The sequence below is a fragment of the Paraburkholderia sp. BL25I1N1 genome (assembly GCF_003002025.1).
Lineage (GTDB): Bacteria > Pseudomonadota > Gammaproteobacteria > Burkholderiales > Burkholderiaceae > Paraburkholderia.
Map to the genome: position 1 here is coordinate 160,523 of NZ_PVZB01000001.1, position 20,908 is coordinate 181,430.

Annotated in this window: 20 protein-coding genes; 11 read left to right on the plus strand and 9 right to left on the minus strand. The window is 64.3% G+C overall.

Going from position 1 to position 20,908, the window contains the following annotated elements; genetic code table 11:
- The first annotated feature begins 58 nt into the window (after window positions 1-58).
- Genes B0G73_RS00745 through B0G73_RS00755 form a run of 3 tightly spaced genes read left to right on the plus strand, consistent with a single transcriptional unit; the run spans window position 59 to window position 5,355 of the window.
- A complete protein-coding gene (locus B0G73_RS00745; RefSeq protein WP_106276996.1) occupies window positions 59-3,280 on the plus strand; it encodes an efflux RND transporter permease subunit in 3,222 nt (1,073 codons plus the stop codon).
- A 6-nt stretch (window positions 3,281-3,286) separates the two neighbouring features.
- Window positions 3,287-3,967, plus strand: a complete 681-nt coding sequence (gene irlR, locus B0G73_RS00750; protein ID WP_106276998.1) for a heavy metal response regulator transcription factor IrlR — start codon at window positions 3,287-3,289, stop codon at window positions 3,965-3,967.
- Window positions 3,964-5,355 carry a heavy metal sensor histidine kinase gene (locus B0G73_RS00755; protein ID WP_106277000.1) on the plus strand — a complete coding sequence of 464 codons (1,392 nt, stop codon included), beginning with the start codon at window positions 3,964-3,966 and terminating at the stop codon, window positions 5,353-5,355. The genes irlR and B0G73_RS00755 overlap by 4 nt, the downstream gene beginning before the upstream one ends.
- A 122-nt stretch (window positions 5,356-5,477) precedes the next feature.
- Here the strand turns inward: B0G73_RS00755 and B0G73_RS00760 are convergent, their stop codons facing one another.
- Window positions 5,478-5,750 carry a DUF4148 domain-containing protein gene (locus tag B0G73_RS00760; RefSeq protein WP_106277002.1) on the minus strand — a complete coding sequence of 91 codons (273 nt, stop codon included), beginning with the start codon at window positions 5,748-5,750 and terminating at the stop codon, window positions 5,478-5,480.
- A gap of 242 nt (window positions 5,751-5,992) precedes the next feature.
- A complete protein-coding gene (locus B0G73_RS40330) occupies window positions 5,993-6,256 on the minus strand; it encodes a hypothetical protein (protein WP_181196470.1) in 264 nt (87 codons plus the stop codon).
- Between the two features lie 136 nt (window positions 6,257-6,392).
- Between B0G73_RS40330 and B0G73_RS00770 the strand changes: the two genes are divergently transcribed.
- Entirely contained in the window at window positions 6,393-6,701 is a 309-nt protein-coding gene (locus tag B0G73_RS00770) for a DUF4148 domain-containing protein (RefSeq protein ID WP_106277004.1), read from the plus strand.
- Between the two features lie 60 nt (window positions 6,702-6,761).
- Here B0G73_RS00770 and B0G73_RS40335 read toward each other — a convergent pair whose 3' ends face one another.
- The 4 genes from B0G73_RS40335 to B0G73_RS00790 all read right to left on the minus strand — a co-directional run bounded on the left by B0G73_RS40335 (window position 6,762) and on the right by B0G73_RS00790 (window position 11,125).
- Window positions 6,762-7,343, minus strand: a complete 582-nt coding sequence (locus tag B0G73_RS40335; protein ID WP_106277006.1) for a hypothetical protein — start codon at window positions 7,341-7,343, stop codon at window positions 6,762-6,764.
- Window positions 7,344-7,377: 34 nt separating this feature from the next.
- Window positions 7,378-8,109, minus strand: a complete 732-nt coding sequence (locus B0G73_RS00780) for a hypothetical protein (RefSeq protein WP_106277007.1) — start codon at window positions 8,107-8,109, stop codon at window positions 7,378-7,380.
- Window positions 8,110-8,267: 158 nt separating this feature from the next.
- Window positions 8,268-9,632: a sigma-54 dependent transcriptional regulator gene (locus tag B0G73_RS00785; RefSeq protein WP_106277009.1), complete on the minus strand. Its 1,365-nt coding sequence runs from the start codon at window positions 9,630-9,632 to the stop codon at window positions 8,268-8,270.
- On the minus strand, window positions 9,617-11,125 hold the full coding sequence (locus B0G73_RS00790; RefSeq protein WP_106277010.1) for a HAMP domain-containing sensor histidine kinase: 1,509 nt from the start codon (window positions 11,123-11,125) through the stop codon (window positions 9,617-9,619). The genes B0G73_RS00785 and B0G73_RS00790 overlap by 16 nt, the downstream gene beginning before the upstream one ends.
- A gap of 338 nt (window positions 11,126-11,463) precedes the next feature.
- On the opposite strand from B0G73_RS00790, the gene B0G73_RS00800 reads away from it, so the two are divergent.
- Together B0G73_RS00800 and B0G73_RS00805 are read left to right on the plus strand one after the other, a co-directional pair.
- The gene (locus B0G73_RS00800; protein WP_106277014.1) at window positions 11,464-12,726 is read left to right on the plus strand and encodes an MFS transporter; all 1,263 of its coding nucleotides are present in this window, start codon (window positions 11,464-11,466) and stop codon (window positions 12,724-12,726) included.
- A gap of 69 nt (window positions 12,727-12,795) precedes the next feature.
- Entirely contained in the window at window positions 12,796-13,227 is a 432-nt protein-coding gene (locus B0G73_RS00805) for a response regulator (RefSeq protein ID WP_181196471.1), read from the plus strand.
- 40 nt (window positions 13,228-13,267) lie between these two features.
- On the opposite strand, the gene B0G73_RS00810 is transcribed toward B0G73_RS00805, so the two are convergent.
- The gene (locus B0G73_RS00810) at window positions 13,268-13,597 is read right to left on the minus strand and encodes a helix-turn-helix transcriptional regulator (protein WP_106277015.1); all 330 of its coding nucleotides are present in this window, start codon (window positions 13,595-13,597) and stop codon (window positions 13,268-13,270) included.
- 87 nt (window positions 13,598-13,684) lie between these two features.
- Between B0G73_RS00810 and B0G73_RS00815 the strand changes: the two genes are divergently transcribed.
- The 4 genes from B0G73_RS00815 (at window position 13,685) to B0G73_RS00830 (ending at window position 17,608) form a co-directional block, all read left to right on the plus strand.
- Window positions 13,685-14,782: an NADH:flavin oxidoreductase/NADH oxidase gene (locus tag B0G73_RS00815; protein WP_106277017.1), complete on the plus strand. Its 1,098-nt coding sequence runs from the start codon at window positions 13,685-13,687 to the stop codon at window positions 14,780-14,782.
- A 236-nt stretch (window positions 14,783-15,018) separates the two neighbouring features.
- Window positions 15,019-16,050 (plus strand): MerR family transcriptional regulator, encoded by a 1,032-nt coding sequence (locus tag B0G73_RS00820; RefSeq protein WP_106277019.1) that lies wholly within the window; start codon window positions 15,019-15,021, stop codon window positions 16,048-16,050.
- Between the two features lie 29 nt (window positions 16,051-16,079).
- Complete coding sequence (locus tag B0G73_RS00825; RefSeq protein ID WP_106277020.1) at window positions 16,080-16,703, plus strand: RNA polymerase sigma factor; 624 nt, start codon at window positions 16,080-16,082, stop codon at window positions 16,701-16,703.
- Window positions 16,704-16,930: 227 nt separating this feature from the next.
- Entirely contained in the window at window positions 16,931-17,608 is a 678-nt protein-coding gene (locus B0G73_RS00830) for a dihydrofolate reductase family protein (RefSeq protein ID WP_106277022.1), read from the plus strand.
- 94 nt (window positions 17,609-17,702) lie between these two features.
- Here B0G73_RS00830 and B0G73_RS00835 read toward each other — a convergent pair whose 3' ends face one another.
- Window positions 17,703-18,473 (minus strand): DUF4410 domain-containing protein, encoded by a 771-nt coding sequence (locus B0G73_RS00835; RefSeq protein ID WP_374956991.1) that lies wholly within the window; start codon window positions 18,471-18,473, stop codon window positions 17,703-17,705.
- A gap of 755 nt (window positions 18,474-19,228) precedes the next feature.
- Window positions 19,229-19,678, minus strand: coding sequence for a hypothetical protein (locus B0G73_RS00840; RefSeq protein ID WP_106277023.1), 450 nt, complete (start codon window positions 19,676-19,678; stop codon window positions 19,229-19,231).
- 351 nt (window positions 19,679-20,029) lie between these two features.
- Between B0G73_RS00840 and B0G73_RS00845 the strand changes: the two genes are divergently transcribed.
- The gene (locus B0G73_RS00845) at window positions 20,030-20,455 is read left to right on the plus strand and encodes a phasin family protein (RefSeq protein ID WP_106277025.1); all 426 of its coding nucleotides are present in this window, start codon (window positions 20,030-20,032) and stop codon (window positions 20,453-20,455) included.
- The last annotated feature ends 453 nt before the right edge of the window (window positions 20,456-20,908 follow it).

Genomic DNA, 20,908 nt, shown 5'->3' on the forward strand with positions numbered 1-20,908 from the left:
CGTGATCTGCCTTTGGCAGACCGCTGTTCCGAGCCCCGGTTTTCCAAGGACCCTTCGCATGTTCGAAAGACTGATTCGCTTTGCCATCGCGCACCGCTGGCTGGTCATGCTGGCCATGGCCGCTGTCGCGGGATGGGGCGTGTACAGCTATCAGAGGCTGCCCATCGACGCCGTGCCCGACATCACCAACGTTCAGGTGCAGATCAACACCGCGGCGCCGGGCTATTCGCCGCTCGAAGCCGAGCAACGCATCACGTATCCGGTGGAGACCGCGATGGCCGGTCTTCCGAATCTGGCGCAGACGCGCTCCATCTCCCGCTACGGCCTGTCTCAGGTCACGGTGATCTTCAAGGACGGTACCGACATCTATTTCGCGCGTCAGCTCGTCAACGAACGGATTCAGGAAGCCAGAGACAAGCTGCCGCCCGGCGCGACGCCGGCGATGGGATCGACCTCCACGGGTCTCGGCGAAATCTACCTTTGGACGGTGGAAGCCGACGCGTCGGCCGTCAAGCCCGACGGCACCCGCTATACGCCGGTGGATCTGCGCGAGCTTCAGGACTGGGTCGTCAAGCCGCAACTGCGCAATGTTCCAGGTGTCACCGAGGTGAATTCCATCGGCGGCTACGTCAAGGAGTTCCGGGTCGCGCCGAATCCCGCCAAGCTCATGTCTCACGGCCTGACGCTCGCGGACGTGGTGCGCGCGATCGACCGTAACAACGCCAACGTCGGCGCAGGCTATATCGAAAAACGTGGCGAGCAGTATCTCGTGCGGGTGCCCGGTCAGGCTCGCTCGGTCGACGACATCGCCAATGTTGTGATCACCAACGTCGGCGGCGTGCCGGTTCGCATCAAGGACGTCGGACAGGTGGATATCGGCCGTGAATTGCGCACGGGCGCCGCGACCTCGAACGGCGAAGAGGTCGTGCTCGGCACGGTGTTCATGCTGATCGGCGAGAACAGCCGCACCGTCGCCAAGGCGGTCTCCGTCAAGATGGAGGACGTCAACCGCAGCTTGCCGCGAGGCGTGCGCGCGATTCCCGTGTACGACCGCACCGTGCTGGTTGAAAAGGCCGTGCAGACAGTGAAGAAGAACCTGCTCGAAGGCGCGGTGCTCGTGATCGTCGTGCTGTTCCTCTTTCTCGGCAACCTGCGCGCGGCGCTGATCACGGCGCTCGTCATTCCGCTGTCGATGCTGATGACCTTCACCGGCATGGTCAATGCGAAGGTGAGCGCGAACCTCATGAGTCTGGGCGCACTCGACTTCGGGATCATCGTCGACGGCGCGGTTGTGATTGTCGAAAACTGCGTGAGGCGGCTGGCACACGCGCAGGCGCTCGCCGGCCGGCCGCTGAGCCGCGAGGAGCGTTTCGCCGAAGTCTTCGGCGCGTCGCAGGAAGCGCGGCGCGCGCTGATATTCGGTCAACTGATCATCATGGTGGTCTATCTGCCGATCTTCGCGCTCACCGGCGTCGAGGCGAAGATGTTTCACCCGATGGCGGTGACGGTCGTGATGGCGCTGGCCGCCGCGATGCTGTTGACGGTCACCTTCATCCCCGCCGCGGTGGCGTTGTTTATCGGCAAGCGCGTCGAAGAAAAGGAAAACGGCTTGATGGGTTGGGCGAGGCGCGTCTATGAGCCGTTGCTCAGCGCTTGCCTGGCGCGCCCGAAACGCGTGCTGGCGGGCGCGTTCCTGATCGTCACGCTGAGTATCGGCCTCGCGGCGCGCCTGGGCAGCGAGTTCATCCCGAGTCTGAACGAGGGCGACCTGGCCGTCGCTGCATTGCGTATTCCGGGTACGAGTCTGTCCCAATCGGTCGACATGCAAAAATCTATTGAGAAAACGTTGAAGCAACGGTTTCCGGAAATCGAGCGCGTCTTTGCCCGTACAGGGACAGCGGAAATCGCGGCGGATCCGATGCCGCCCAATCTCTCCGACGGCTACATCATGCTCAATCCGACCCACAAATGGCCGGACCCGAACAAGTCGCGCGACACACTCGTTGCGGAGATCGAAGCCGTTCTTGCCGAATTGCCGGGGAACAGTTATGAATTTTCCCAGCCGATTCAACTCCGTTTCAACGAATTGATCTCTGGCGTGCGCAGCGATGTCGCGGTAAAACTCTTCGGTGACGACATGGCGGTGCTCGGCGACACAGGCGAGAAGATCGCGGCGGCCTTGCAGAAAGTGCCGGGCGCCGCGGAGGTCAAGATCGAACAAACCAGCGGCTTGCCGGTTCTCACCATCAACGTGGACCGAGACAAGCTGGCGCGCTATGGCGTCACGGTAGGCGACATTCAGGACACGGTCGCGGCCGCGGTGGGCGGTCAGAAAACCGGCACGCTGTTTCAGGGCGACCGGCGTTTCGATATTGTCGTGCGCTTGCCGGACGAACTTCGCTCGGACATCGAAGCGATCAAGCGCCTGCCGATCGCGTTGCCGTCCGCCGCGCCGGCGGGCGGCAGCGTGCCGCTCGCGCAGGCGCCGTATGTGCCGCTCGCCGAACTGGCCACGGTCGATGTCGCGCCTGGTCCCAACCAGATCAGCCGCGAAGATGGCAAGCGGCGTGTGGTGGTGAGCGCGAATGTCCGTGGGCGCGATGTCGGCTCGTTCGTGGCGGACGCGCGCGAGCAGATCCGTCAGGACGTCCAGGTGCCTTCCGGTTACTGGCTGTCGTGGGGCGGACAGTTCGAGCAGTTGCAAAGCGCGAGCGAGCGCCTAAAGCTGGTGGTGCCGCTTTCGCTCTTCATGGTGTTTGTTCTGCTGTTCATTATGTTTAATAATGCTAAGGATGGCTTGCTAGTCTTCACGGGCATTCCATTCGCACTGAGCGGCGGCGTGCTGTCGCTCTGGCTGCGGGGCATTCCGCTGTCCATCACCGCTGCGGTGGGGTTTATCGCGCTGTCGGGTGTCGCAGTCCTTAACGGGCTCGTCATGATTTCCTTCATCCGGAACCTGCGCGATGAAGGCACGGCGCTGGACGCGGCCGTCCAGGAGGGCGCCTTGACACGGCTGCGGCCCGTGCTCATGACAGCACTCGTCGCGTCGCTCGGCTTTTTGCCAATGGCGTTCGCAACCGGCACGGGCTCGGAGGTGCAGCGTCCGTTGGCAACGGTGGTCATCGGCGGCATCCTGTCGTCCACGGCCTTGACATTGCTGGTCTTGCCCGTGCTGTACCGGTCGGCTCATTCGTCGTCATGGCGCGTCGCTGCATCGGGCTGGCTGGCGAAAACGTCGGTTGCTCAGCTGCTGCGGCGGCTGGGCATTTTTTCGAGGTAGCGGCAAATGCGGATTCTGCTGGTGGAAGACGAGCCGAAGACCGGCGCCTATTTGCGAAAGGGCTTGTCGGAGGCGGGCTACGTTGTCGATTGGGCGCAAGACGGTGTGACGGGACAGCATCAGGCGGAGACGGAAGACTACGACCTGCTGATCCTCGACGTCATGTTGCCCGGACAGGACGGTTGGACGCTGCTGCAAAACCTGCGCCGCACACGGTGCACGGCGGTGCTGTTTCTCACTGCGCGCGACGACGTGGGAGACCGCGTCAAGGGACTGGAACTCGGCGCCGACGACTACCTTGCGAAGCCGTTCGACTTCGTCGAACTGGTCGCGCGCGTGAGGTCTATCCTGCGGCGCGGCAAGCCGCGCGAATCCGCGTTACTGAAGGTCGCGGATCTCAAGCTGGATCTGACGCGGCGCAAGGCCACCCGGCAAAGCGACGTGATTCTGCTCACCGCCAAGGAATTCACACTGCTGTGGCTGCTCATGCGCAAGGAAGGGGAAATCCTGCCGCGCGCAACGATCGCGTCGCAAGTGTGGGACATGAACTTCAATAGCGACACGAACGTGGTCGATTCGGCAATCAGGCGGCTGCGCTCCAAGATCGACGACGCCTACGAACCCAAGCTCATCCACACCGTGAGAGGCATGGGCTATGTGCTGGAAAACCGGGGCGGCGGCAATTGATCAGGCGCGTGGTGCCACGTACGCTGCGTGCAAGGCTCACGGTTCTCATCATCCTGTCCACGTCGGCGATCCTCGCGCTGAGCGGGCTTGCGCTCTATCAGGCGCTGCGCGGCCGCCTCGAGTCGAACTCGATCGAGCAGATGTCCGGCACGATGGCGGCGTTACGCACGCATCTGGCGGGGATTCCGACTGTGAAGGGCATTACGGGCGATGCGCAGACGTTGACTGACCACCTGCATGGGCATCCGCACATGGCGTTGGCCATTTACGATGCAGCCGGCCAGCGCCTGCTGAGCACGGCGGGGTTCAAGCCGTATGCGCCGCTCTCCGCAAGCGGGCTGCAGCGTGCTCGCGTGGCGCTCACGCGCGCCGGTTCGAATCTTCGATATCTGCTGGAGAGCGCGCCGCTCAACGACGGCATCGGACCGCAAATGCGCGTCGTCGTTCAATACGATCGAACCAGTGATCAGGCTCTGTTGAACGCATACGCGTACACCGCGCTGGTCATTGAAGTGTTGGGTGTGCTGCTGGCCGCCGCGTTCGCCTACGGCATCGCCATGCTGGGTCTGCTCCCGCTGCGCAGGCTGGTGGCCCGGGCAGAGGCGATGTCGACGAGCGGCCTCGCGCAGCCGCTGCCGGAGTTGCACGTGTCGGGCGAGTTGAAGGAACTGGAGCAGGCCTTTAACGGCATGCTGGCGCGGCTCGACGAATCGTTCACCCGGCTGAGCCAGTTCTCCGCCAATCTGGCGCACGATATGCGCACGCCGCTCACCAATCTGCTCGCCGCGGCTCAGGTGGCATTGTCACAACGTCGAAGCGCGGAAGATTACCGGGACGTGATCGAATCCAGCGTGGACGAGTATCAGCGGCTGTCGCGCATGATCGAAGACATGCTTTTCCTCGCGCGTTCCGATCAGGCCGACACGCTGCTGTCCTTGCGTTCACTCGACGCGGTCGCGGAGGTCGAACGCGTCGCCGGCTACTACGAGACCGTGGCCGAAGACGTGCACGTCAAGATCAAGGTGACGGGCGCGGGCACGGTGCGTGCCGATCTGCTGCTCTTTCAACGCGCGCTCAGCAACCTGCTGTCGAACGCGCTCGTGCAGGCGCCGCAAGGGACCACTATTACCATCGACTGCAAGGAGGAGCCGGACGCGACCACGCTGAGCGTGTCGGACTCGGGAGCGGGAATCGAAGCTCGCCATCTCGAACGCATATTCGAGCGGTTCTATCGTGTGGACCCTTCGCGGCACGGTTCGGCATCGGGCACAGGGCTGGGTCTTGCCATCGTGAAGTCGATCATGAAGAGCCACGGAGGACAGTGCGGCTTCGAAATCCGGCCGCATGTTCGCACCCGTTTCTGGCTGCGCTTTCCCAACCACGGTTGATCACCTCGCGGCGTGGCGGCGCGCCCGGCACGCGACGCCGTGCGCGAAGCGTGAGGGCGCGCCGTGCATCGGCAACCGGCATACGCACGCCGCCGGGCATCTTCTCCCGGCGGCACGTGCCGTTACTTCGCGGCGAGCTTGTCATGCTGGTCCAGAGCGGGCGACTTTTCACCGCCATGCAACGCAATGGCGTGTGTCTGCTTGTTGCGGGCAATCGTATTGGCGTCTGGCGGGTATTGCGTCTTGCTGGACGGAATCACGCCGGTGTGTTGCGCGTGAACCAGTTCCTGTTTCACCTCCGCGCGAGTCTTGCCTTGCGCCTGCGCAAGCTGCGAGGCCGTGCCGAATATCGTCAGGGCGGCGACTGACAGGGTGAAGAGTTTTGCAGCGTTCATGGTGAAATCTCCTGAGTGACGACCGCCGTTTGGCGATTCGTGAGCTCAGTGTGAAGCGCCGGTGGTGTGCAATCGTGACCGAAACATGAGAAAAATGTCAGGAGCCAAGGTAGCGACGAAACGGCGATTGCACGGCTGTCCGCATGAGATTTTTGTCATATTGGCGTGATGCTGGCAGCGAGCTTCGCGGAGCAGGATGACGCATCTTTCTCCAAGAACGACGAGGCGGCGACATGCGCGCGTTACTGCAAAAATCCGCCTTGACGGCGATCCTTGCCACAAGCCTTGCGGGATGTGCGAGCGGCGGTGGCGAGCCGACGGTTGCCGTCAAGCCGCGAGCGTCCGCGCACAACGCGCCGACGGACCTGGCACCAGGCGAGCAGATCGACTACGCCGGCCACCGCTGCGGAAATCCGAATCTCCATGTGAAGACGCATCTGTGTCTTTTCCCGCGCCGGTAGCGCCTGCGTGCCGACCTCCGCTTCGAGATAGGGCGCCCCAGTCACGCTTTATCCACATTCGAGAACAATCCTCTCCACGCACGGCCCTTATTCTCGAGCACCGACCTTTCTAGACTGTCGTCACTGAATTACGAACAGGGCTGTTCGTAGCAGAACAAAGCGAAGTGTGGAGGTCGTCGTCATGAAGTCCCTTATTCAAGCCGTTGTGGTTGCCGCTGTCCTTGCAGCGCCGGTTGCGGTGTTTGCTCAATCGAACTCGCCTGTGACCCGTGCGCAGGTGCGTGCCGAGTTGCTCGAACTCGAACAGGCCGGCTATAACCCGGGCCGCGGGGAGGATCCGAACTATCCGGCCGATATTCAGGCCGCCGAAGCACGGGTGGCGGCGCGGCATGCGGCGAGCGGTTTCGGTGGCGCCGCGGGTGGTTCGTCGGAGGCGGGGCGCGCGCCGGTTCCCAGCGCGGATTGGAATGCGATGTACAACCATCCGTGAAGCGTGAGCGGTGTGAACGTGCGTGGCGACCGGCGTCGTTGGTCGCCACTTGACATGCGCTCAGGCGTCCGACGCGATTTCCTCGTCGACCAGTTCGGCGATGTCGTGTACATCGACCGTGCAACCCAGCCGGTTTTTCACACCACGGCCCCAAGCCTGCACGTGAACGCCCGGCGTCAGATACGCAATGAGTTCGGCGGCGGCATGCGGCGGCATACGCAGTGACGTGCCGTCTTCCAGCAGCGCGCCGCGCAGTTCTCCTTTCGGTCCGTAGAGCGGCATGACGACTTCGCCTTGCACGTCCATCGGCTCGTCGTGGCGCTCGGGGCCGTGTTCATGTTTCGGACCATGTTCGTGCGCGTGTGGACCGTCGTCGACGATCTCGACGCCTTGCCGGCTCGTCAGCGAGACGGCGGCGATCAGTTCGGCGCCGCGCGGTTTCACGCCGCGCACGCGTACGGTGTCGCCGGGCGCGATGTGACGCGCGATCTGTTTGCCCAGATGAGGCGGGAAATGCACCTGCTGCTGCGTGCCGTCGGCGTGCTGAAGAATGAAGCCGTCCGCGTCGCCGTGCGGATTGAGCAGGAACAGCACGACTTTGCCGCGCGTTTCGGGCAGGCAGGCGGGGTCGATCCAATGCATGGTGAAACTCCTTTGTTCGAGTGATGAGTCGGGATTACCTGGGCGGGACGTCGTAAATCACCGTGAGATTGCCGGGCGTGCCGAAAGCGGTGGCCTGCAGCGATTCTCCATAGCGATTGCGCGTGCCGTAGCCTTGCGCCGCGATCGTCGCGCCCGGTTGCAGCAGGGTGGCGAAGCGCGCGGCCGCGGGCGGCGTCAGCTTGATCACCGTGCCGTCGGTGAGCAGCACGCCGTCGGGTTCGCCGCGCGGCGCGCTGGTGACGCGCAGCACGCGCCCGGTTGCATCGAGCTTGACGAGTCCGACGCCGGCGAGCAGCTTCGGCGGACGTTGGGCGTCGGCCGGCGGCGGTTGATCGACAACGCTGCGGCCGTTGTTCGCGTCGGCGATCTGGCGGGCGCGCAGCGTTCCGCCGGGCTGCGCGAAGCCGTTCACGTTGACCGTCGCGCCCGGCGCGAAGGCGGCGGCCACTTGAGTGCCGATATGCGGAGGGAAGCGAACAAGCGTGTTGTCGGCGAGCAGCATGCCGTCGACATCGCCTTCCGGGTTGATCACAAAACGCTGAAGCACGCCGCTCACAGTCGCGGGAGCGCCGTCGCGCGGAGCTTCGGCGAAGGGTGGCGGCAGCGGAGCGTTGGCGCTGGGCGCGGGCGGCGGCAGTGGCGCGCCTGGCTGTGGCGGCGGCACGGGTTGTGCCGCGCAAGCCGCCGTCGTGGCGATCACGGCGAGCACGGACGCCGCGCGGGCGATCGGGTTGAAACGGTTCATGGTCAGACTCCTTCGACAGCAATGTCGTGCAGGAGTCTTTGCAACCACCATGCCATGCCGCTATGTGCTGTCGCGTAAGGCTTTGCGCCACAGCGTCCGGTTCAGGCTGTCGGCTGGCTGGAGGCGGGGTGTCAGCCGAATGGACACCGGCAAGCGCATCAACCCAGCTTGTACGCGGCGATCTTCGTATAGAGCGATTGACGACTGATGCCGAGGCGGCGCGCGGCTTCCGCACGATTGCCGCCGGTCTGTTGCAGCGCGCGTTCGATCGCCGCGCGCTCCAGCCATTCGATCGACTGCTGTAGCGGCAGATCGAGCAGCGCGGCGGGAATCCCGCTCGCGGCGGCACGCGGCGCAGTGAGAAAAGCCAGATCGTCGGCGGTCACGAGCGGGCCGCGGGCGAGTGCCGCGACCCGTTCCATTGCGTTCTTCAACTCGCGTACGTTGCCCGGCCATGTGTGCGCGAGCAGGCGTCGTTCGGCATCGGCGCTCAGGGTCCGCACGGGACCGGCCAGGTTGGCGGCGGCGATGAGAAAGTGCGCGGCCAGCGGGAGAATGTCATCGGGGCGATCGCGCAACGGCGGCAGATGAATCGGAATCACGTTGAGCCGGTAGAACAGATCCTCGCGGAACGTGCGCGCTATTACTTCCTCCGCGAGATCGCGGTGCGTTGCGGCCACGATCCTCACGTCGATTGGCACACTCGTGTTGCTGCCGACCGGCGTCAGCGTGCGCTCCTGAATCACGCGTAGCAGCTTGGCTTGCATGGGCAACGGCAGGTCGCCGATTTCGTCGAGAAACAGCGTGCCGCCGTTCGCCTCGGCGATGCGCCCGGCGCGTTGCGTCACCGCGCCGGTGAAGGCGCCGCGCGCATGGCCGAATAGTTCGCTCTCCAGAAGGTCAGCGGGAATCGCCGCGCAGTTGATCGCGACGAAGGGCGCATGGCGGCGCCGTGAGGCGTCGTGCAGGACGCGCGCCGCGACCTCCTTGCCGGTGCCGGTTTCGCCCGTGATCAGGACAGTCGAATCCGTGGCGGCGGCGCGGCCGATCTGCTTTTGCGCGTCGCGCAGTGCCTCGCTGTTGCCGAGCAGGCGTGGCGTGCCGTCGCTGACGTCTTCGTTCGACGCCGGCAGCGCCGGATTCGCCGCGCCGCGATTGGACGCTTCGATCTTGCGCAGCAGGGACGCAATCGCATCGCGCCCGACCGGCTTGGTCAGGTGCTCGAAAGCGCCGAGCCGCATGGCGTGAATGGTGTTGTCGCTGGTGGCGAAGGCGGTCAGCACGACCACGGGCAGCGCCGCGCGCGCCGGCATCGCGCGCAGACGCTCGAGCACGTCGATGCCGCTCAGGTCCGGCATCCTGATGTCGAGAAACATGCAATCGATGCGGGCGTCGCCGGCAAGCTGTGCGAGCGCTTGCTCGCCTGTGCTGGCCTGTTCGATCACATGGCCCAGGTCGCCGAGCGTTTCGGCGAGGCTTTCGCGAAAGGCGTCGTCGTCGTCGACGATCAGGATGTGCGCCATGGGATCTCGATCACAAAACAGGCACCGCGCTCGCGCGCTTCATAAAAGGCTCGCCCGCCATGCGCGGCGGCGATTTCCCGTACTACGGCGAGGCCAAGGCCCGAACCGGCAGCGTGGCCGGTCACGAACGGTTCGAAAATGCGCTCGCGCTCGGCGTGCGGCACGCCGGGTCCGTCGTCGGTCACTTCGATTCGCAGCGTTTCGGCGTGCCGTGCCGCGTGCAACGTGACGTTGCCGCCGGATGGCGTATGACGTAGAGCGTTGAGCAGCAGATTATCGATGGCGCGCGCCATTTGCTCCGCGTCGAAGGATGCCTGGGCGGGAAGCCCTTCGGCGCACTCCAACGCGAGCGCGACACCGGCCCGTGCGGCTGCGTCGTGATGCCATTCCACGCGCCCGGCCAGCCAACCGCGTAAGTCGACGGCGTGGGCGTCGACACGCACGGGTTGCGTCAGCGCCAGCAGACCCGAAAGCTGCCGCTCCACCCGCTGAATCTGTTCGAGGATCGCGCCGAGCGCGCGCTGCTTGCGCTCGACGTCGCCGTTCAGGGCGTTTTCCGCCTTGAGCCGCATCGCGCCGATGGGGTTGCGGATTTCGTGCGCCATTTGCGCGGAGAACCGGCCGATCGCCGCGAACCGTTCCGCGGCCGCGAGCTGCGCATGCAGTTCGCCGGCCTGCTGCTGCAAGGAGGTGGCGCGCGCGCCGTAGGCGTTGAACGCGTGGACGATCTTGTCGAGGTCGGGCTCGCCGGTTGGTGCGATCGGTGTGAACAGGTCGGCGGGCCGGCTCAGGCCGGCCTCAATACGCGCCAGATTGGCGCGCCAGCGTCGCAACAGAACGCCGAGCGCGATCGCAATACCGACGATCACCGCGAGCAGCACCGCGAGCGTGGTCACGAGCGCCTTGCCCGCCGGCCCGAGCGGTGGATGCACGCGCGAAAGGGTCCATGCGAACAAACCATCCCGATGCGGCACCGGACAGGCGGTGACGATCACGGCGTCCTGCTGGCCTTCGACGAATTCGGATGCCGCCGTATGCGTGGTGGATGCCGCGCGCAAGGTGCGCAGGATCAAGGGCGTCTCGGCATCGGGGATGTCGCGTTTGATGCCGCTGCCCTGATAGGTCGGAAACGCATATGCGTCGAAGCTGCCGCGCGGCGCGCCTTGCGGGCGCCAGAAGCCGCCTTCCACGCCGTCCATTTGCGCGAGCACGATGTCGAGGATCGCGTGCATCAGGTCGGTGTTCGGCACGTTGGACGGCGCCGGCTGCGTGGCGGCCGGCTCCGCCGCCCGGTCGACGGACAGGTCGTAGCGCGATCCGATCGTCTCGCAGCCGGCCAGCCCCTGTTGACGGGCGACGCCGATCTGCCGTCCGAGGTTCGCTTGCGCCATGAACCACACGATCCCGATCAGGGCGGCACACATCACTGCAACCAGCAGCCAGAAAACGATCAGCTGACTGGCGAACGATAAACGTCGGGGAGCAGCGGCCATGAAGTGCGCGGAGAAGGACAGGAGCTAGACAGTAGCAAAATTCCGGCCCGTGGTGCTCGCGCGGACGGTAGCCGCCCGGCCGGATTGCAGGCCGGCCGGACGTGCGCTTGCGGTTGCGCCGTTGGACAGTCGCTGTCCATGAACCGGACAGCGCTGTGCGGCGTCGTGGAGCGCCGGCACGCACACGCGGCGTTCGCGGGCCGATGGCATACGAGTTGCCTTTGGCTGGCCGCCATCCCGGCACGCTTTGCCAGTGAGGTCGTCCGCATGTTGAAGCCGATACGCCCGAACTATTCGCCGCGCGACGCGCGCCGGCGGTCAACCGCGCAGAGTGCATCGTGACACCCCGGCGCGCGCTCGAGGCGCTGAACTTCTTCGTGGCCGATGTGCAAGCGGGCATCGGACCGTTTCTCGGCGTGTTCCTGCAGGCGCGCGGCTGGGGCGCCGATCAGATCGGCACGGTCATGACGATCGGCGGCATCGCGGGCATGCTGGCGACGTCGCCGGCCGGGGCGCTGGTCGACGCGACACGGCATAAGCGCACTCTGGTCGTGATCGCCGGCTTGATGACGATGCTGGCGTCGGGCCTGCTGTGGATCTCGCACGGCTACTGGATGGTGGCGGCGTCGCAGGTGGCGACCGCGATCACCGGCGCGGCGATCGGCCCCGCCTTGGCGGGCATGACGCTCGGCATGGTCAGGCAGCAAGGTTTCGACCGGCAGTTCGGCCGCAATCAGGTCGCCAATCATGGCGGCAATGTCGTGGCGGCGGCGCTGTCCGGCTGGCTTGGCTGGCGCTACGGATTCGGCGCGGTGTTCGTCCTGGGCGCGTTGTTCGGCTTGCTGTCGATCGTCGCCGTGGCATCGATTCCGGGCGATGCGATCGATCACGAGGCGGCGCGAGGCGCCGGTGCCGACACGAACGCCGGCGCATCGGCCGCCATTGGCGAACCGCCGGCGAGCGGCTTGCGAGTGTTGTTGCAATCCCGCCCGTTGCTCCTGCTCGCCGCCGCGCTAGGCTTGTTCCACCTGGGCAACGCGGCGATGCTGCCGCTCTACGGGCTCGCGATCGTCGCCGCGCATCAAGGCGAGCCGAGCGCGTTCACCGCGCAGACCATCGTCATCGCGCAACTCGTGATGGTCGCGGCCGCCATGCTGGCGAACCGGCTGATTCGCTGGCGCGGCTACTGGTGGGTGATCCTGCTGACTTTCCTCGCGCTGCCGCTGCGCGGGCTGATCGCCGCGTCGGTGATTCACGCGTGGGGCGTGTGGCCGGTGCAAGCGCTCGACGGCATCGGCGCGGGTCTGCAGAGCGTCGCGGTGCCGGCGCTGGTGGTGCGTCTGCTGGAAGGCAGCGGGCGCGTGAACGTCGGCCAGGGCGTCGTGATGACGGTGCAGGGCGCCGGCGCGGCCTTGAGTCCGGCGTTGGGCGGAATTCTCGCGCACCGTTTCGGTTATCCCGCCGCGTTTATCGCGCTCGGTGCGGTGTCGACCGGTTCGCTGGTGTTGTGGCTGGGCTTCGGGGTGTCGCTCAGGCACGCATGCGCAGCACGTGACGAAGCGGCGCGGGATACGGTCGAGGCAACGTCCCCGATTTCGTGACGCTGCTTCCCCGGCCGTTGGTATGCCGTTTGCTGTCCGCTGATGTTTCTATCGCAAGCGGTCACGCCTATGTCCCGAACCCCCGCTACTTGCCAAAGATGGAGCGCCCGTGAGATCCGGGTATTGCACGAATTGCCGCGCGTACTGGTTGTCGACGACAACGTCGGCGCCGCCGAAGCGCTCGCCACCTATCTCTCCTACGAAGGCGTCGAAGCTCGCGCCGCCGACGGCTGCGAGCAGGCGCTGCGCTGCGTGCGGGACTGGGTGCCCGACGTGGTGGTGCTCGACATCATGATGCCGGAGCGCGACGGCTATGAAACCGCGAGCGCGCTACGCAGCTATCTGCCGACGCAGAGTCTGGGCATTGTCGCGTTCACGTCGCTCGATGAGGATCACGTGAAGGAAACCGGCAAGGCACGTCACAATTTCGACGGATATTGTCAAAAAGGCACGGCCCCGACGGCGTTGCTCGCGCTGATGCGAAAGCTTTGGCGGGAATAGAAGCGGCGGATCATCGCGCGCGCGACGCCGCGCCGTGACGTCAAGCCGGTTCGCTCTCCACCGGTTCTGCGACGATCTGCTTGAGAATCGCCTCCATCAAGCCCGGAAACCGGGCGTCCAGTTCCGCGCGCCGCAGCGAATTCTGATGCACGGTGCCGGCCACGCGCGTGCGCACGAGACCCGCTTCACGCAGGATCCGGAAGTGATGGGACACGCTCGACTTCGGGCGGCCGCCGTCGAGTTCGCCGCAGGTGGCCTCGTCGACCGACGCGAGGCGCCGCACGATCGCGAGGCGGACCGGGTCGCTGAGTGCATGAAAGAGCCGCCCGAGGGCGAAATCCTCGGCGGCGGGGTGGTTATAAGTGCGCATGCTGCAAATGATAAAGGTTTCTGCGATACTTAGTTATTCGATGTTTATCGAAATACCGTACAAGCAAGTCCAGAGGAGTTTAGCCTGATGTCCGCATTGTTCCAGCCCTACAAGCTCAAAGACGTTTCCCTGCGCAACCGGATCGCCATTCCGCCGATGTGCCAGTACACCGCCGAAGACGGCCTGATCAACGACTGGCACCGCATCCATCTGGCCGGCCTGGCGCGCGGCGGCGCGGGCCTGGTGATCGTCGAGGCAACGGCCGTATCGCCTGAAGGCCGCATCACGCCGGGCTGCGCCGGCATCTGGACGGACGAGCAGGCGCAGGCTTTCGCGCCGGTGGTGGCCTCGATCAAGGCCGCGGGCTCGGTGCCCGGCATCCAGATCGGCCACGCGGGGCGCAAAGCCAGCGCCAACCGTCCGTGGGAAGGCGACGACCATATCGCCGACGACGACAGCCGCGGCTGGCAAACCATCGCGCCGTCGGCAATCGCATTCGGCGGCGGTCTGCCGAAGGTGCCGAAAGCCATGACGCTCGACGACATCGCCCGCGTTCGCGAAGACTTCGTCGCGGCCGCGAAGCGTGCGCGTGACGCGGGCTTCGAATGGCTTGAACTGCATTTCGCGCACGGCTATCTGGGCCAGAGCTTCTTCTCGACGCATTCCAACCAGCGCGACGACGCCTACGGCGGCAGCCTGGAGAACCGCAGCCGCTTCCTGCTCGAAACGCTGGCGGCGGTGCGCAAGGTGTGGCCGGAGCATCTGCCGTTGACGGCGCGTTTCGGCGTGATCGAATACGACGGCCGCGACGAGGAAACCCTTGCCGAATCGATCGAACTGGCGAGGAATTTCAAGCGCGAAGGACTGGATATGCTGAGCGTCAGTGTCGGCTTTTCCACGCCGACGGCGGCGATTCCGTGGGCGCCGGCGTTTCTCGCGCCGATCGCCGAGCGGGTGCGCCGCGAGGCCGGGATTCCGGTTTCGTCGGCATGGGGTATCGACACGCCGGAACTGGCGGACCGTTCGGTGAAGGACGGTCAACTGGATCTGGTGATGGTCGGCCGCGCGCATCTGGCCGATCCGCACTGGCCGTATCATGCGGCGAAAAAGCTCGGCATCGAGCGTCCGTCGTGGACGTTGCCGGCGCCTTACGCTCATTGGCTGGAGCGCTATAAGGTCGCTTAAGCGACTGAGTTGGCGCGTCGGGTCTGTTGCGAAAATTGTGCCGCCTGCGCCGCCGCTTTATGCGGCGGGTCAGGCGGCACATTTCATTCCGTCTCCAGGCTAGCGTGCGGTGTAGCCGTTAAAAATCACGGTGCATCAAAAATACCGTTTCAGCGTGGGATAATGAGTCGATAAATCGTTTCGAAGCACCTGAAATGAACTATGCTTGAAACGAACATAGGCTCACTTAGGGTTTCATGATGACTTCGTCTGACGAGCAGCAACCGACTCAACAGGGCTACAGAAGCGGCGAAGCAGCGCGTCTGGCCAAAATGCCGGTTACGACCTTGCGGATCTGGGAACGCCGTTACGGCGTGGTCGGGCCTGCCAAAACCGCGTCAGGCCAGCGTCTGTACACGGAAGACGACGTCCGGCGACTCAGTCTGATCAAACTGCTGGTGAGCCGCGGCCACGCGATCGGCGCGATCGCGCGGCTCGACCGCGAGCAATTGCAGTTTCTGGCTGCGCGCAGCGGACGCGAGAGCGGCGGCGCAACCGACCTGCCGCTGGTCGAGTCCGTCGATCTCAGGCTCGCCCTCGTGGGCGGCGGCCTTGCGCAGCGTTTTCGGGCGTCGGGCGTCGATTTGCGGCCCTATGGCGTGAACGAACTGCTTACGTTTGCCGATCTCTCCATCGCCGCGGCCAGTGGCGGCACGAGCGCCGAGCGCGGCGCGCCCGTCGACGCCTTGCTGGTCAGCGTCGACTCCCTGCAAGAGGACGTCGCGTCGCAGGTCGTCGCGCTCGGCGACGCGGTTCGCGCGAAAGCGATCGCGGTCGTCTACAGCTTCGGCACCGGTCCGGCGGCGGAGATTCTGCGCGTGGCGGGTGTGCGTCTTTATCGCGAGCCCGACAGCCGCACGGAATTCCGTCAGATGCTCGGCGACCTGTGCGAACGCGTCCGCATGCAGGAACGCATCGGCGACGACGCCGTGTGGTCGCGCGTGCGCCGTCGCTACGACGATCGCGAACTGGAAGTGATTGCGAGCCGTTCTTCGACTATCGCGTGCGAATGTCCGCGTCACCTCGCGGAACTGGTCATGAAGCTGTCGGCGTTCGAGCGCTACAGCGACGCGTGCACGTCGCGCTCGGCGCAGGACGCCGCGCTGCACCGCTATCTGGGCGACGTCAGCAATCGGGCTTGCGCGATGGTCGAGGCGGCGCTTGAGCGTGTCGCGCGGGAAGAAGGCTGGTTTGCCGGATCGCAGTCGCCGCAGGCCGGTCAGGAATAACGCGCGCGCGCCGTCCCGGAGGATGTGCAATGTCACATGATGCTTCGACCGACGCGACCATCAGCGCGTCCGCACTGGATCAGAAGAGCGCGTATCTCGCGGCGCTCCTCGAGCGTGTTTCGAGGCACGAGGCCGGCGCGTTTGAGGCGCTGTACCGGGCGTCGGCGCCGTCGCTGTTCGGCCTTGCGGTGCGCGTCACCCGCACCAGCGAATCGGCCGAAGAAGTCGTGCAGGAAGGCTTCGTCAAGATCTGGCGCTTTGCCGGTTCATACGACCCGGGCAAGGCTTCGCCGTCCACGTGGATGTCGACCATCGTGAAGAATCAGGCGCTCGATTATTTGCGGCGCAATCCGTACTCCGGCGTATATGTTGACGAGCTGGACGAACGCATTGCCGCGAGCGACGCCGACGTGAACGTCTGGCAGGAGTTCGCGCTGGATGCCGAGCGTCTGTCCTCCTATCTCGGCCGGTTGGCGCCGGTTCAGCGTCAGGCGATCGCGCTCGCCTATTTCCGGGGTCAGTCGCAATCGGAGATCGCGCATACGCTCGATGCCCCGGTCGGCACGGTGAAAAGCTGGATCAAACGCGGACTGGAGTCGCTGCGTGCCATGGCCGATGCGCGACCTGCGCCGCATCACGGCGGCCTATATTGAGCCGCTTGCCGCTTGCCGCTTGCCGCTTGCCGCTTGCCGCTTGCCGTTAGCCACACGGCGTCACGTCGCGTTGCGCATTCGCTGCGGCTTGCCTTGCAGGGTCACCGATGGATCGCCCGCTTGCCGCGCGACCGAGGTCACGCACCCTGCCCAAACGGAATCAACGCGGTTGCGGAACAGCCCTTGCTGCAAGGTTTCTTCATTGACCTGACACGGAGGCTTGACGCATGAACCCTTATATCGTCGCTCACATGATGTCCTCGCTCGACGGCCGCAGCCTGACGGACGGCTGGCATCTCGACTACGCCTCGGACCTGTACGAAAGCACGGCAGCCACTTTTGAAGCCGACGGCTGGATCTGCGGACGCGTCACCATGCAGGAAATTGCGCACGGCACGGATTATCCGAAAGGGCTCGCCAAGGGCGCCGTGCCGCGCACCGATCACTTCGTCGAACGCAAAGCGGATCAGTACGCGATTTCAATCGATCCGCAGGGCCGCGTGGCGTGGAAGAGCAACACCGCGCTCAAGTCGCACGTGGTCGAAGTGCTGACCGAACAGGTTGCCGACGACTACCTCGCTTACCTGCAATCGATCGGCGTGTCGTACATATTCGGCGGCAAGACCGAACTCGATCTCGGCAAGGTCGTGCAAACGCTCGCGCGTGAACTCGGTATGAAAAAGCTGATCGTGGAGGGCGGTTCGCATGTGAGCGGCGCGTTCGTGAACGCGGGTCTCGTCGACGAAGTGAGCGTGCTGATTTTGCCGCTAGTGGATGGCCGCAGCGAACATCCATCCTCGTTCGAAGTGGCAATGGAGAAGTGGCAAGCGCCCGCGTATCTGAAGCTCACGTCCGTTGAGCAGAAGGAACACGGTGCGGTATGGCTGCGTTATACGAAGCCCTGAAAGCAAACGGCAGAGTCGGATCGAATTCCGACTCTGCCGCGCGTTGTTCAGGCCGTTCACGACCGCTGCGATTCAACGAACCGGCGACGGGTTATCAGCCTTTGACGTGCTCCGTCGAGAGCCAGCCACCGCTTACGCCGATCTCGCCAATCTGCTTGGCCACCGCATCGGCGAGGCGCTTCGCGTCCGCTGACACGCCGGCGCGTTTCTTTTCGGATACGGCATGCAGACCGCCACCGACTGCCGCCGAGGTCGCGATACTGCCGGCCGCCGCGCCCACGCCCGCAGTCTCGACCATGCCCGGCGCCTTGCCGCTGTCGGCGTTGGCGGTGAAGGTCTGCACCAGACGCGGCGCGCCGCCGGCGGGCTTATACAGAATCTGCACCGAACTGCTTACCTGGCTCTTGCCCGCACCGAGACCGATCAACAGGCGGCGACGGCGATTGCCCGAGTCGATCGTATTGAAGCTGCCTTGCACGAGCAGCACATTCTGGTCGGCGGGCGCGGGGATGTCGGAGCGGATCGCACGCAGACCCATCGACTGCAATTGATGCACGATTTCGTCGGCGACCTGCTCGCGGACTTCGGCGGCATCGGCGGCCTGCTTTTGCGCGGCGGACGAACCTTCGAGCTGCGTCTTCAGTTTCTGCATCATGCCGCCGTCCAGTTTGACCTGGTCCGGATTGGCGTCGAAGGTGTAGACATAGATGTTGTCCGGGCGCACCTGGACCGGCGTGCTCGCCGCGCTTGCATCCTTGATGCTGCCGCCGGCGCAACCGGTCAGCAGTGCGCTGCAGCAGACCATCGCCACGCAGGCCAGACGGGCGGCATTTTTTCTGAGGAATTTCATTGAAGTAGGCAACATTGTTGATCCTGTCGTCGGCACGCGGTGCCGGAATGTTCGAACGTTCTCTCGATGATCGGGCAACCGTAGGATCGTTGATCATCGGCGAACGTCTCGCACGTGAAGCACCCTTGATCTCATGCGTTTTGTTTCTTACGCACCGGCAGCGAAACGAAGTATGGGCGCGTGACTTCGCGAACTCCATTCAACAATTATTTCGTCCTATGTCACGGCGCGAAGCGGTGTCGCGTGAGGCTTTCGCGTGTCGTGGAAGTCAGCGAAGTCAGCGGACGTGGCGGGAAAGGGAGGATGTGCGGATGAGGATCGGCCGCGCCAGCAAGTGGCGTGGGGTCGTCCAACGGCGAGTGTGACGCCGTGCTTATTCGGCCATCAGCTCAAGGCAAGCTTGATGATGCAACCAAGGACAAAAACCAGTAGAACGGCGGCAAGGGCCATGTTCAGCGGGTAGCGCATTCTTCACCAGAGCACGAGTGTTGCGGTGCTCATATCCTAATCACCTGACGGACGATGAGAAGTGGTCAGTGAAGCGGCAATGTGGGAAAGCTAACGCAGGATGCTGAATGGTTAGACCAGGTCCAGACGGGAGCGCTTCCAATCGTCGGGCGGAAAAGCGGCCGCGCCTGACACGCACTGGCTTGCCTGTCGAGCGATCACTCAGCTAGGGAGCGACGCAGCGGCGAAGCGCGCCTTAAACCGATCAAATCGTTCATGCGCGGCGTCACAGCGAGATTTGCATCACGACGCCGTCGCGCGGATTACTGCGCCTGAGCCGGCGGCGGCATCCCGCCTGGCGCGCCGCGCGCAGCCTTGTTCGCAGCGGCGAGGTCCTCCGACAGACTGGTGCGCAGCGTCGCGATTGCCTGGTCGGGATTCGCGGGCTTCAACTGCTCGCGAGCCAGCGAGTCGTACACGTAATGACGCAGCATCGGATCTTGCGTTTTGTTCAACACGTCGTGATACACGGCGATGATTTCACCTTCATGTCCGCTCATGGCGTAAAGGCGGCGCAACTGTTCCAGGTCGTTGATCACGGCGAAGCCGGGGCCCATCGGACCCATCCGGCCAAGCGGCGGCGGCCCGTCGCCGTGCTGCGGCTCGCCGTGCGACCGAGCGGCCGCGGGCGGTGGCGCTTCCTGGGCAAACGCCGCCGTCGCGGCCAGAGTCAGAACGGCGCTCAGCGCCGCGCTCAAGATTGATTTTTTCATGAACTCGCTCCCATCGAGACAAGGCCGGCGCTACAGTGCGCCGGCACATGAGCAACGATAATCGACATGCCAATTCGTAGGGTTACTGAAGCCGCCGTGTAACTTACCGCGCCTTCCATGTTGCGCGGACGGTGGCCGGCCATGTCTGTCGACGGCGCCGCGTGAGCCAGGGTGTGCCCGCTGGCGCATTGTTTCCGGATGGCGCATGATTGGACGATGTGCCGTCCGACCCCAGAACCCGCCCGGTCCGACGGACGCACGGCACACGCCACGCCGCCAGTGCATGCGTCACGCAGACATAACGCGGCGATGCACCGCCGGCGAGTATTCAACCGTTAAGGAGGATTTCGCATGGACCGACCTGACGCCGCCAATCCGTTTGGCGATTTCACCAAAATGCTGGAGCAGTTCAAGCTCCCCGGCTTTGACGTACCCGCCATCATGGAAGCGCGACGCAAGGACGTGGAAGCACTGGTTCAGGCGAATCAGACTGCTTTCCAGGGGATGCAGTCGCTTGCGCAGAAACAGGCCGACATGTTGCGCTCGACCTTGGGCGAATTGCAGTCGCTGACGGGGCAGTTGTCAGCCGGCGGCGCCGCGCCTTCGGGCAAAGCTGCCGAGTTGATCCAGCAAAGTCTGCACAAGTCGCTTGCCGATATGCAGCAACTGGCGCAAGCCGCGTATCAGACGCAAGCCGAGTCGTACGCGGTGATCGCAAAACGCGTAGAAGAAAACGTGCAGGAGCTTAAATCGCTTTTGCAGCAGCAGAAAAAGTAACGAACGTTGATGCGTTGAACGCTGACGCGTCACGTTCGAATCACCGATGCCGCAGATGACCTTCGAGTTATCCGCGGCATTTTTTTGTTCTGGAAATCACGGCCGACGCATCGGTTATCTGGTCATACAAAAACCCTTTTAAGGCCTTGTATTGTCGGACAAAAAGCGGCATTTTGTTCGATCTTTTCAGTGTTCGCTTACATTCGCCGCACAACGCTGCGCGCATCAATTTTTTTTCTGCGTCGACCTTCGGCCGCGCGTTTCATTGTTCGCTTTAAACGAGCCGCGACGCAAACATGCGCGCTCAAGCGCCGCCCCTTCGTGATCTGGTCCCGAAATATCAAACCGGCATAAACGACGCCGCGCGGAGCAAAGGTTTAAATCTCTGCGCAAACGATTGGCGCGCGTTGCCGCCACGCCTAAAGTTTCGCGCCGTCACTCCGTAGACGCATT